This is a genomic window from Flavobacterium artemisiae (assembly GCF_042678225.1).
Classification (GTDB): Bacteria; Bacteroidota; Bacteroidia; order Flavobacteriales; family Flavobacteriaceae; genus Flavobacterium; species Flavobacterium artemisiae.
Genome location: NZ_JBHUDZ010000002.1, coordinates 385,206 through 398,267 on the forward strand (window position 1 = coordinate 385,206; position 13,062 = coordinate 398,267).

Sequence of the window (13,062 nt, forward strand, 5' to 3'; positions counted from 1 at the left end):
ATCCCAAATCCTTGAATCATAGTAGCGCTTTTCTATTTTTATTTTTCAGCTGTATTGCAGTAGCACAGAATGCCCATGTTAAAGGGATAATTGTCGATTCTGAAAAACATACTGTATCCTATGTAAATGTTTCTTCGCAGGGAAAAACAATTCAATCGGATTCTAATGGTTATTTTGAAATAGAAGTACCAGCTAATAAAAAGATTTCGCTGATTTTTACACACGTTTCTCTAAAAATGATGAGTTTAACCGTGAGTTTAAAACCAGACGAGATTTTTGTTTTTAATCCCGTAATGAATAATTCTGAGGAACAAATGGGAGAAGTTTTTGTTTCATCCAGCAATAAAAAACGAATTCAGGGAATTACAACTATTGATCCGTCAACAATAAAAAAGATTCCTGGTGCCAACGCAGGAATCGAAAATATCTTAAAAACACTTCCCGGAGTAAATTCTAATAATGAATTCAGTACACAATACATGGTGCGCGGCGGGAATTATGACGAAAATTTAGTTTATGTAAATGAAGTCGAAGTTTATCGTCCGTTCTTAATTCGTTCTGGTCAGCAGGAAGGTTTGAGTTTTACGAATACCGATTTAGTTCAAAACGTAGATTTTTCTGCGGGCGGTTTTCAAGCAAAATTTGGCGATAAATTATCATCTGTTTTAGATATTACTTATCGAAAACCAACAGAATTTGGAGCTTCTCTAGAAGCTAGTTTTTTAGGAGCAAGTGCTTCTGTAGATTTGGTTTCAAAAAATAAAAAATGGTCAGCCGTTACTGGAGTTCGTTATAGAAACAATAGTTTGTTAGTAAACAGTCAAGATACTGAAACCAATTACACGCCGACTTTTGTCGATGTGCAGACGAATATCAATTATGATATTTCGGAGAAGTGGCAGATGAGTTTTCTCGGAAATATTTCGCAGAATAAATATTTGTATCAGCCTTTAACTCGCGAAACAAAATTCGGAACTATAGATCAGCCGATGGCTCTTGCGGTTTATTATGAAGGACAGGAAAAAGATCAATATGATACTTATTTTGGTGCTCTTAAAACAACTTATAAAGTCGCACCAGATTTTACTCTGAAATTAATTGGTTCTTTATTTCATACCACAGAAAAAGAACATTTTGATATTTTAGCACAATACAGACTAGGAAATGCGAATGCAGACGAAGCAACAAGTATAGAAGATGTAGAATTTACCCGCGGTATTGGTTCTCAGTTAAATCACGCGCGAAATGATTTGGATGCTTTAATTGCTAATATCAAATTGAAAGGTTTTAAAGATTGGAAAGAAAGTCAGTTAGAATTTGGTTTAAAATATACTAGAGAATCTATTCGCGATCGCGTTGTAGAATGGGAGGTAATCGATTCGGCAGGATTCTCAATTAATCCCCCAATTGTTATTTTGCCTAAAAATAATCAGCCGTACGAGCCTTATACTGGCCCGCTTTCGCCTTACCAAAATGTTCGTGCTACAAATTTCAATACTATAAATCGTTTTTCGGGCTACGCACAATGGAACAAACAATCAGATTTAGGATCGAGTCAGATTTGGTATACTTTGGGAGCGCGTTTTCAGAGTTGGAATGTTTCTGGAGCGTCCGAAGAAGGAAAAATGCAAACTGTAGTGAGTCCTAGAGGACAATTTGCTATTAAACCAGATTGGGATAAAGATATGGTTTTCAGGCTTTCTGGCGGATTGTATTATCAGCCTCCGTTTTATAGAGAACTTCGCGATTTGGATGGAGAAGTAAACCCAAATGTAAAAGCGCAGCAATCTATAAATGTAGTTTTAGGAAATGATTATAATTTCAAAATGTGGAATCGCCCGTTTAAGTGGGTAACAGAAATCTATTATAAATCACTTTCTGATGTAAATGTTTATTCCATAGATAATGTCCGCATTCGTTACATGGCCAATAATAATGCAAAAGCATACGCACAAGGTTTAGATTTTAGGTTAAATGGAGAATTTGTGCCAGGAACTGAATCTTGGATAAGTTTTGGGTATTTGAAAACCGAAGAAAATTACGAAGACAAAGGTTATATTGCCAGACCAACAGATCAACGTTTGAAGTTCGGAATGTTATTTCAAGATTATATGCCGAATATTCCAAGCGTAAAAGTATATCTAAATTTAGTTTATAATACAGGACTTCCGGGCGGATCTCCAGCTTACTCAGATCCTTATTTGTATCAAAATCGACTAAAAGATTATCGTCGTGCTGATATTGGTTTTTCAAAAGTCTTTATCGATACAAGTACCAGAACAGCAAAAAAAGCAAATTGGCTTAAAAATTTTAAAGAATTGGCTTTAGGTGTTGAAATTTTCAATTTGTTTAATAATCAAAACGCGATTACTAATACTTGGGTACGCGATGTTTACAGCAAAAGCCAATATGCGATTCCGAATTACATGACTTCGAGAGTTTTTAATATCAAGCTGAACGCTAGATTATGATCCAAAAACAAAGAAAAAGAAAGCGAATTTTTTATGTACCTGGAATGATTTCTTTGGTTCTGATTCCTTTGTTTTGTTTTTATCATTTTTATAAAGTCGATGCTTTTAAGGTTTATGGAGGTATCGATCTTGGTTTACCTTATGAAAAAGATTATTTTGTAAAGTATAAAATTGCGTCTCTAAGAGAATATAAAGTTTTTGATTTTAATGAGAATGAATTGAAAACAAAAGAGCAGTTTAATGATGTAAGGCTGTACTTGCGGAATTTAGTAAAGACTAAAGATACCCTTAGAGGAATTAAATTACGCTATAATCCCAAAACGCATTATGATGTATTTATTAAAACAATAGATATTATTGACGAAGAAGGAGCTTCAACTTGGATAATAAATGGTAATGATATTTATATTCTTGGAAGCAGTAATACTTATAAAGAGGTTAAAAGTGATATTGGTAATGTTTCAATGAATTGTGGGACACAAGAATTAATTGCAAGACAAGCCTATTTTGCTGCTAAACAGAAGAAAGAAGAAGAAGCCTATCAATTTCAGGCTGCTTTTGTTAAAGGAAAATGGAAGTTTATTTCCTTAGGATTTATTGGACTTGTACTTCTTAATGTGTTTGTTTTGATAAAACTTAATAAACAGCGCCATTTATGATTAAAGAAAAAACAAAAAGAAAGCGAATTTTTTATGTGCCAGGAATGATTTCTTTGCTTCTGATTCCTTTGTTTTGTTTCTATCATTTTTATAAAGTAGATGCCTTTACAGTTTATGGAAGTATAAATGCTTATTTTCCTGCGGATTCAAAAATGATCAAAAAATTTTTAGCCGTAAAAAGAAATTATAAAGTTTTTGACTTGAATAATTCTTTAGATTTAGAAAATAAAAAAATAAATGACCTTCAATTTGCGTTAAGAAAGTTAAATCGAGTAAATGATACTGTAAACGGCATTCAGATTCATTTGGGTAAAAAAATGAAATATGAAGTTTATGTCAAGGTTTTAGAAGTTCTTGAACTTGAAAAAATGCCGTATTATATGCAGTACAAGGATGATTTTTTTGTTTTAATGATGCCTAAACCTAAAAATAAGCCAAAGCTTATGACTATTGTATGCGGTTCTGGGTTTTTAGCTGGTGATGTAGATCAAGAGTATTTTTTGGAACAAGAACGAAAAGCAAAGTTAGAACAGATTATCGCTTTATTTAAAAAGAATTGGATTTTGTTTGCAGGCTATCTTGGTTTGGCTATTTTAAACATTCTCGTTTTAGTAAAATTCAATAAAAAACAAAATTACAACCAAAAAGACTATATTTGATAATCGAATAGAATTAATGTAAATGAAAAAGTATTTTAAATATATCGCTTTTGCTTCAATCGTTGCGGCGGTAAGCTGCCGTGAAGAAGTTCAGAAACCAAAAGTAATTTATGATGCCAGTAACAAAACCAATGTTTCGGTAAAAGCAGATTCTTCACAGATAGAAATTGCAGATCTTCCTATTCAAATGGAAGGAACAAATTACTTGATTCATCCTGTTGGAGATTTAAGAGTTTACGAAAGAGGATCCAAAGCACGTTTTGGTTCATCTAGTGTAAACGATGTGAGTTTTAATATTTCGAATTTAGGCGAATATGAAATCACGGGTTATCTTCAGAATTTAAAATTTCAACAAATAGATTCCGATTCTATAAAACCGCTTTCAGACAAACCAGTTTTAATCTTAACGGCTACTTACTTAAAAACCGTTGCAGATAAAACCCAAAACAAAGTAATGGTGTACACGCTGACGGATTCTGATACTAATAAAGACGGAAAAGTAGATACAGGAGATATTAAAACGTTGTATTTGAGTGATATCAGCGGTCAAAATTTCACGAAAATTTCTGCTGATCTAGAAGAATTGGTAGACTGGAGTTTGCTAGAATCTAAAAACCGTTTGTATTTTAGAACCATCGAAGATACCAATCAAAATGGGCAATTCGATAAAAATGATGTCCTGCATTATAACTACATAGATTTGGCTTCTAAGAAATGGGAGGTGAAGTCGTATAAGCCGATTTAAAGTTGCTAAGGTTCTGAGATGCTGAGCTTCTAAGTTTTTTAAACTTTATAAATAAAAAGTCTGCTGCGGATTATAAATTAATTCGCAGCAGACTTTTTTATGAACTATTATCAAAATCCTTTTAATCTCTGGTGAAAAACCTTAGAAGCTTAGCATCTCACCAACTCAGAACCTTAGATCAATATATCACTTTCCAAATCTGATTTTTCGATTTCAAAATCAAAACCCAAACGTTCTACCAATTCGATTACGAGTTTTTTATACCAGTTTTCTGATTTAGGATGAATGTAAATCTTCTCGATAAGCTGATTAATATCTACATTAATTTTTATACCGTCGTTTAATTTGATATTGCTTTTTGAAGTATCTGTCAGAATGCGGACTTCACGTTCGTACTGAAAGCTTTTTCGCTTGAATAAAAACGGAAAGAATAAATCGTCAAACGGAATATATTCTTTTTTATAATCGATGTAGTTGACTTCGCCAATATATTGATCAAAATTGTTTTCGGGTTTTACCGCTTTTTGTAATCTGCTTATGGTAGATTGAATAGCAATTCCTTCACTGTTTTGGGTGAAAATCTGCCACATGGCAAAAGATTCGTATTCATTAATATGCCAGCTGCTAACGGCTACTTGTTCCCGTTGTGTTTTGTAATATTGTAAAAATTCTGGATTGTCAATCGCGAGTTTTTTGATCTCTTCGTAAGTAGGTTCGCTGAAAGTGCCTTCGTACTGATCTTCAAATTTATCAGAACGTGACATAAAAAGCTTTTTAGAAAGCAGTAAATCAAGAAATTTTGATAGGTCTAAATACTTCCAAACGATAGTGTCTGGATTGTCAGGAAGTTTGATGTTGGGATTGTTAAGATACATTTTTAATACATTAAATGATTTCATCTTTAACTATCCTAAAGTTAAAAAAATAAACACAGATTAAAGAAAATTAAACTGAGTTTTAATAGTTCCTTAATCTGTGCCGCTATAATTTAATTGATTATAAAGTGTCTCTTAAGATTCGAAAGACTGCATAGTAACCAATTTGTTATAAGTTCCGTTTTGTGCAATTAATTGTTCGTGAGTGCCTTGTTCAACGATTTTTCCTTTCTGCATTACCACAATAACATCTGCTTTTTGAATTGTAGAAAGTCGGTGTGCAATTACAATAGAAGTTCTATTCTGCATCATATTTTCAAGAGCAACCTGAACAAATTTTTCACTTTCAGTATCTAATGCTGATGTTGCTTCATCAAGAATCATAATTGGCGGGTTTTTCAATACCGCACGAGCAATAGATAAACGTTGTTTTTGCCCGCCCGAAAGTTTGTTTCCGCTGTCGCCGATGTTGGTGTAAATTCCTTTTGGAAGATCTTTTACGAATTCGTAAGCATTTGCAATTTTCAAGGCTTCGATAATTTCATCGTCTGTAGCATCTAATTTTCCTAAAGCAATGTTCGCTTTAATAGTGTCATTAAATAAAATGCTGTCTTGAGTAACCAATCCCATTAAACCGCGAAGAGAGTGAAGTGTCATCTCCTTGATGTTGATTCCGTCAATAGAAATTGTTCCTTCATTTACATCATAAAAACGAGTCAATAAATTTGCAATTGTACTTTTTCCACTTCCAGACTGACCAACCAAAGCAACAGTTTGTCCTTTTTTAATTTGAAGAGAAAAATCTTTTAAAACATTTTCTTCTTCGTATTTAAAGTTGATGTTTTGAATGTCTATTTCGCTGTCAAAAGAAGTTTTTTCAAGTGCTTTTTCTTTATTAGTAATTGGATTTTCCTGATCTAAAATTTCCAATACACGTTCTGCAGCTGCATTTCCTCTTTTTACACCGTAAGAAGCCTTAGAGATAGCTTTTGCAGGCGTAAGAATATTGTAAGCCAATCCCATGTATGCAATAAAAGAAGCGCCGTCAAGAGTTTTGTCAATCAAGACCATTTGACCACCGTACCAAAGCAAAATTGCAATAACAGTGATTCCCATAAATTCACTTGCGGGAGATGCTAAGTTCTGACGATTACCGATACTATTTGATAATTTGAAAAAACGATCTGTTGAACTTTGAAAAACATTGTTAAAATAGTTTTCAGAGTTATAACCTTTTACAACTTTTAATCCACCGATAGTTTCTTCAATCGTAGATAAAAAGTGCCCTTGTTCCTGTTGTGCTTTACTAGATTGTTTTTTAAGCTGTTTCCCGATCAAAGAAATAATATAACCCGAAACAGGAATGAAAATAAATACAAATAAAGTCAGTTTTGGACTGATGAAAAGCATAGCCGCAATCGTAAAAACAATCGTTAAAGGTTCTTTTACGATAAGTTCCAGAATAGCAAGAAAAGAAGTTTGTACCTCGTTTACATCCGCAGAAATTCTCGAGATTACGTCACCTTTTCTTTTTTCAGAATAAAAAGATAAAGGCAGTTCTAATGTTTTTTTATACATCGCATTACGCATATCTCTCAAAACTCCATTTCGCAAGAAATTGATAAAAAACATAGCCAGATAATCTACCAGGTTTTTCAATAAAAAGATACTAATAATCCCTGCTACCATTATAGACAAGGTGCGTCCTACGCCATATTGATCTGTAGTGTGTGTTACAAAATAGCTTAAATAATTTTCGGCGTAAGTTTTAATGTGCAATATTCCTTCGTAAACCGGCTTAACGGTATTTCTTTTGGTTTGATCAAATAAAACCTGAATCATAGGGATTAATGACATAAAAGAAAGTGTGCTGAAAAGTGCATATAAGACATTAAAAAAGATGTTTAAATACGCATATCTTTTATAGGGATATATAAAAGGAACTATTTTTTTGAAATTACTCATTTATTTTTTTTGATGTTATTTTATTTTTGGGTGGAATGGCTTTGTTAATATTAATTAATCAAGCAATTTTCACTGCACAAAATTAATCCAATTGAGGAGTTTTCAATTTCTTTTTGGTTTTTTTTATAAAAAAAACTCTGACTTGCATTTCAAAAATGTAAATCAGAGTTTCGTATAATCGAATTTTCAATTGTGCACCAACTATGTGCGCAATTCGAAAAATATTGAAATTTAATTCAACTGCATATCTGCAATGATGTTTTGAATTTTTCCGTCTAAGAAACTTTCAGCTTCATTAAAATCCAAAACCGATTCTAATTCGGCATTTACGCTGATGTAGAATTTAATTTTAGGTTCAGTTCCACTTGGTCTTGCACAGATTTTAGATCCGTCAGCAGTATAATAAATTAATACGTTTGATTTTGGAATATCCATTGTTGATTCTTCGTTTGTCAACAAATTTAAAGCAGTAGACGATTGGTAATCCTCAACCATAATTACTCTTTCTCCATTAATCTCCTTCAAAGGATTTTGACGTAAATTAATCATCATCTGATTGATTTCTTCCAGACCTTCCATTCCTTTTTTAGTCAAAGAAACCAAGAATTCTTTGTAAAAACCATTTTCAACGTATAATTGTAAAAGTTCTTTGTAAACAGAACTTCCTTCTGCTTTTGCCTGAGCCGCAATTTCGCAGATTAATAAAGTAGCTGCAACAGCATCTTTATCTCTTACGGCATCGCCAACCATAAATCCGAAACTTTCTTCGCCGCCGCCAATAAACTCAAGTTCAGGGAAGTCTTTGATCATTTTCGCAATCCATTTAAAGCCAGTCAATCCAACTTTGCATTCAACGCCGTAACTTGTTGCTAATTCCATAATCATTGGAGTAGAAACGATCGTTGAGCCTACAAATTGTTTTCCGTTTAGTTTACCAGCTTTTTGCCATTGTTTCAATAAGAACGAAGTCATCAAAACCATTGTTTGATTTCCATTCAAAAGAATCATTTTTCCGTCATTGTTTCTCACAGCAACACCTAAACGATCACAATCAGGATCGGTTCCAACAACAATATCAGAATTTGTTTTGTCAGCCAAAGCCAAAGCCATTGTCAAAGCTTCCGGCTCTTCTGGATTTGGAGATTTTACTGTTGGGAAATTTCCGTCCGGAACAGCTTGTTCAGGAACAATATGTACATTTTTATAACCAGCCTGAGATAAAGTATCAGGAATAGATTTTATAGAAGTTCCGTGCAATGACGTAAAAACAATATGCAGATTATCTTTGGCTGCAGCCGGAGTATTAAAGCTGGCATTATCAATAGACGATTGAACAAAAGCTTTGTCAATTTCAGTGTCGATATATTTAATCAGACTTTCGTTAGCATTAAATTTGATTTTATCGTAGCTTAAGCTTTCAATAACATTAATAATTGCAGCATCCTGTGGAGGAACAATTTGTCCGCCGTCTTCCCAATATACTTTATAACCATTATATTCTGGCGGATTATGAGAAGCGGTTAAAACGATACCGCATTGGCAGCCTAAATGTTTAAGAGCAAAAGACAATTCCGGAGTCGGACGTAAATCTGAAAACAAATAAACCTGAATTCCGTTTGCTGAAAAAACATCAGCCACAACCTTTGCTAAAGTATTACTGTTATGACGACAATCATAAGCAATTACCACTTTTATAGTTTGATTTGGAAAAACTTCGTGTAAGTAATCAGATAATCCCTGAGTGTTTTTACCAAGTGTGTATTTGTTGATTCTGTTGTTTCCAACACCCATGACACCGCGCATACCGCCGGTTCCGAATTCTAGGTTTTTGTAAAAGCTTTCTTCTAGTTCTTTTGGAGACGTTGTCATTAAATCTTTAACAGACGCCTGTGTTTCTTGGTCAAATGTCGGCGTTAGCCATTCATTGACAGCATCTAAAATATTAGGAGCAATATTCATGTAAATTTCTTTTAATGTTTTAATAAAGTTAGTTTTTCTCTGGAAGTTTAATTAACTCAAAAAAGTCTTTTTTTTGCTGATTTGTGTTAAAAATTTACTTCTCTTGCTACTTTATAACGTTCTTCGTTGTTTTTTGTTCTTAAGATAATTTCGCCTAAAAATCCAGCCAAGAACAACTGTGTTCCTAAAATCATAGTGGTTAAAGCAATGTAAAACCACGGATTGTTTGTAACCAAAGAATATCGCATACCATTATACATATGGTATAGTTTTGAAACGCCGATATATCCAGCAGATAAAAATCCGATGATAAACATTATAGAACCCATTGCACCAAATAAGTGCATTGGTCTTTTTCCAAAACGAGATAGAAACCAAATCGTAATTAGGTCAAGAAAGCCGTTTATAAAACGCTCCATTCCAAATTTTGTTTCACCATATTTTCTAGCTTGGTGAATAACTACTTTTTCGCCAATTTTTCCGAATCCGGCATTTTTTGCCAAAACAGGAATATAGCGGTGCATTTCGCCAGAAACTTCAATGTTTTTGACTACAACATTTTTGTAAGCTTTTAATCCGCAGTTAAAATCATTTAGTTCAACACCAGAAGTTTTTCTAGCTGCCCAGTTAAATAATTTTGATGGAAGATTTTTAGCCACAACAGAATCGTAACGTTTTTTCTTCCAGCCTGAAACCAAGTCGAATTTCTGAGCCGTAATCATCTCATATAATTCTGGAATTTCGTCTGGACTGTCCTGTAGATCCGCATCCATAGTAATAATTACATCGCCTTTTGCTTTTGCAAAACCAGCGTGTAAAGCCTGAGATTTTCCGAAATTCTTCATAAAACGAATTCCTTTTACATTCGGATCCGCATTAGAAAAACCTTCAATAATTGACCACGAATTATCTGTACTTCCATCATCCACAAAAATGATTTCATAAGAATAATTATTAGATTGCATCACTTTAATAATCCAAGTATAGAGTTCTTGCAGTGATTCCTCCTCATTTAGAAGCGGTATAAGTATGGATAAATTCATTTATGTTTTTATTATAGACTTTTTAGGGTTTGTCATTCTTAATTATTCCTCCAATAATTAAGGAGTATATTAATCCAATTAATGAGTACATAACAAGCGTTACTGGAAAAACAATAAATGGATTCATGAATTTTTTAACCATTCCAAGACCCATTTCTAGTTCCTTTGCTGTTATATTTGGATTTTGAGTAAGCATTTGTTCTTTAGTGATGTCCAGCATTTCATTAATGAAGTCAGGGAATATGAAATTAAAAATTACACTGAAAACAGCATATGTTAGGCCAGCAATAACTGTAATAGAAACTCCTGTTTTTAGACATTCAGAAAAAGATATAAATCCATTATTAATATTCTTTTTGTAATTGTTGCATCCTAAATATATAAACAAAAGAGGCAGAACTAAATAATTAGCAATGTTTACAATTGTTCCAACACTTGTATTTACTAGTGATTTCATGCCAATTATATACATGATCACAAACTCTAAAATCATAATCACACCAAATAAAACGCCGTAATGTGTGCCTGAATTTGCAGGAGATATTTTTACATCCATAAAGTTATATTTAATTAATCCACAAATATAGCAATTCCGACTATCAAACACAGATAAAAATGCTTTTTGAATTTGACTTAAAAAAAAGTGTGCTAAAGATTTGATTATTAAAAAAGAATTGTAAATTTGCACACTCAAAAATAATTAAATTTTTAAACAAAAAAGAGTATTGGTTGTTTACACCTTTTTCTAACCATGAAAAAGCTTCAAAATAAAAATACTCCAAACAATAAATAAAAAACAAGATGAAAAAAGGAATTCACCCAGAAAATTACAGATTAGTTGCATTTAAAGACATGTCTAATGATGACGTTTTTATCACTAAATCTACTGCAGATACAAAAGAAACAATTGAAGTTGACGGAGTTGAGTATCCAGTTGTAAAAATGGAGATTTCTAGAACATCTCACCCTTTTTATACTGGTAAATCTAAACTTATCGATACTGCAGGACGTATTGATAAATTCAAAACTAAATATGCTAAACACGCTAAAAAATAATAGCTGTTTTAAATTATACAAAAGCCTTCCAGATTTGGAAGGCTTTTTTTATGGTTCAAGTTTTTAAATTGAAAAAAAAAATAAGAAATCCAATTTTGAAATATAGCCCGTGGTTTCAATCACGGGGTTAGTGTTCTAAATATATTGCGTCCAGCGGTTTAAACCGCTGGTTATGTTTTTTTGGGTTGCCAAATTTCCTTCGTCTAAATAAATTAAGATTAAGAGCAATATGAAAAAAATGTGAATTCGTGGCTATTTCCTCATAAACATGCCTGATGTAAAACATAAATATTTGTAACTTTGGAGTCAGGTAACCAAATCAAATTTTAACAAACACTCAATTATTTATGAACTACATTCTTTTCGACGGTCCCGTTCGGAATGCTTTATTACCATTTACTTTTACAAGACCTGTAGCTGATATCTTAGTCGGAATTATGACCATTCGCCAGAAATGGGAAAGACGATTAGGCTCAACCATAACTACAATAACCGAAGAATATTTGTCAGATAAATATCCTATGGTTGAAATGGAAGAAAATGTAATGATCAATGCAGCGTATTTGCCAAATGATACACTTGCAGAGATGGTTTCTAATTTGACCGAAAATCAGGCTATTTTTAAAGGTGAAGATGTAATTGCTTTTTTTACGAACGAAAACCAAGAAGATGTCGATTTTGATACTTATGAAATCATTCAGTATAAGGAAGATTGCATAACAATAGAACATACTTGGGATATCTTCTCAAAAAATGATGCAGCAATTCGTGAGGATTTTAATTATTTAACAGAAGAAAGAATTTCGCAGCCAATTCCAAAAAGCGTAAATGTTATTTCGCCAGAAAATATATTTATAGAAGAAGGAGCAAAATTAGAGTTTGTTACTTTAAACGCATCAAGCGGACCTATATATATAGGTAAAGATTCTGAAATAATGGAAGGTACCGTAATCCGCGGGCCATTTGCATTATGTGAAAATGCCATAGTGAAAATGTCGGCTAAAGTATATGGAGCAACAACCGTTGGGCCAGGATCTAGAATTGGAGGTGAGGTTAAAAACTCAGTTCTTTTTGCGAATTCAAATAAAGGACATGAAGGCTTTTTAGGTGATTCTGTTCTAGGCGAATGGTGCAATATCGGTGCTGATTCTAATAATTCTAACCTAAAAAACAACTACGAAGAAGTAAAACTTTGGAGTTACGAAACAGAAGGTTTTGCAAAAACAGGACTTCAATTCTGTGGGCTTATGATGGGAGATCACAGTAAATGTGGTATCAATACGATGTTTAATACTGGAACTGTAGTCGGCGTAAGTGCAAATATTTTCGGAAGCGGTTTTCCACGCAACTTTGTACCAAGTTTTTCTTGGGGAGGCGCAGCTGGATTTACAACTTATGTAACCAAAAAAGCATTTGAAACGGCACGTCTAGTTTTGTCAAGAAGAAATATAGATTTTGACGAAACAGAACAAGCTATCTTAGAACACGTTTTTGAAGAAACCAAAAAGTGGAGGAAGGACTAATTTAATTAGATAATGAGAAAATTAGTCAATTAGATAATTTTTTGCAAACCCGATAGGTTTTTAAGACCTGTCGGGTTTTGTGTTATATCTAATTATTGAATTTTCCA

The 13,062-nt window shown here is 33.0% G+C and carries 11 protein-coding genes; 6 read left to right on the plus strand and 5 right to left on the minus strand.

Annotation, left to right across the window (positions count from 1 at the left end; all coding sequences use genetic code 11):
* The first annotated feature begins 11 nt into the window (after positions 1-11).
* The 4 genes from ACFSC2_RS03640 to ACFSC2_RS03655 all read left to right on the plus strand — a co-directional run bounded on the left by ACFSC2_RS03640 (position 12) and on the right by ACFSC2_RS03655 (position 4,534).
* Complete coding sequence (locus ACFSC2_RS03640) at positions 12-2,471, plus strand: TonB-dependent receptor (RefSeq protein WP_379816255.1); 2,460 nt, start codon at positions 12-14, stop codon at positions 2,469-2,471.
* Positions 2,468-3,130: a hypothetical protein gene (locus tag ACFSC2_RS03645; protein WP_379816256.1), complete on the plus strand. Its 663-nt coding sequence runs from the start codon at positions 2,468-2,470 to the stop codon at positions 3,128-3,130. Before ACFSC2_RS03640 ends, ACFSC2_RS03645 begins: the two co-directional genes overlap by 4 nt.
* Positions 3,131-3,330: 200 nt before the next feature.
* A complete protein-coding gene (locus tag ACFSC2_RS03650; RefSeq protein WP_379818561.1) occupies positions 3,331-3,789 on the plus strand; it encodes a hypothetical protein in 459 nt (152 codons plus the stop codon).
* Between the two features lie 22 nt (positions 3,790-3,811).
* The gene (locus tag ACFSC2_RS03655; protein WP_379816258.1) at positions 3,812-4,534 is read left to right on the plus strand and encodes a CREC-EF hand family protein; all 723 of its coding nucleotides are present in this window, start codon (positions 3,812-3,814) and stop codon (positions 4,532-4,534) included.
* 173 nt (positions 4,535-4,707) lie between these two features.
* Here the strand turns inward: ACFSC2_RS03655 and ACFSC2_RS03660 are convergent, their stop codons facing one another.
* From ACFSC2_RS03660 to ACFSC2_RS03680, 5 genes are all read right to left on the minus strand, one after another.
* On the minus strand, positions 4,708-5,409 hold the full coding sequence (locus ACFSC2_RS03660; protein WP_379816366.1) for a DUF2971 domain-containing protein: 702 nt from the start codon (positions 5,407-5,409) through the stop codon (positions 4,708-4,710).
* 135 nt (positions 5,410-5,544) lie between these two features.
* On the minus strand, positions 5,545-7,374 hold the full coding sequence (locus tag ACFSC2_RS03665; RefSeq protein ID WP_379816259.1) for an ABC transporter ATP-binding protein: 1,830 nt from the start codon (positions 7,372-7,374) through the stop codon (positions 5,545-5,547).
* A gap of 231 nt (positions 7,375-7,605) precedes the next feature.
* On the minus strand, positions 7,606-9,333 hold the full coding sequence (locus ACFSC2_RS03670; protein WP_379816261.1) for a phospho-sugar mutase: 1,728 nt from the start codon (positions 9,331-9,333) through the stop codon (positions 7,606-7,608).
* 86 nt (positions 9,334-9,419) lie between these two features.
* Positions 9,420-10,376 (minus strand): glycosyltransferase family 2 protein, encoded by a 957-nt coding sequence (locus tag ACFSC2_RS03675; RefSeq protein WP_379816263.1) that lies wholly within the window; start codon positions 10,374-10,376, stop codon positions 9,420-9,422.
* Positions 10,377-10,398: 22 nt separating this feature from the next.
* Positions 10,399-10,932, minus strand: a complete 534-nt coding sequence (locus ACFSC2_RS03680; RefSeq protein ID WP_379816264.1) for a DUF4199 domain-containing protein — start codon at positions 10,930-10,932, stop codon at positions 10,399-10,401.
* A gap of 245 nt (positions 10,933-11,177) precedes the next feature.
* On the opposite strand from ACFSC2_RS03680, the gene ACFSC2_RS03685 reads away from it, so the two are divergent.
* Both ACFSC2_RS03685 and ACFSC2_RS03690 read left to right on the plus strand, forming a co-directional pair.
* Positions 11,178-11,432, plus strand: coding sequence for a type B 50S ribosomal protein L31 (locus ACFSC2_RS03685; protein WP_011921626.1), 255 nt, complete (start codon positions 11,178-11,180; stop codon positions 11,430-11,432).
* Positions 11,433-11,779: 347 nt separating this feature from the next.
* Positions 11,780-12,955, plus strand: a complete 1,176-nt coding sequence (locus tag ACFSC2_RS03690; protein ID WP_379816265.1) for a GlmU family protein — start codon at positions 11,780-11,782, stop codon at positions 12,953-12,955.
* The last annotated feature ends 107 nt before the right edge of the window (positions 12,956-13,062 follow it).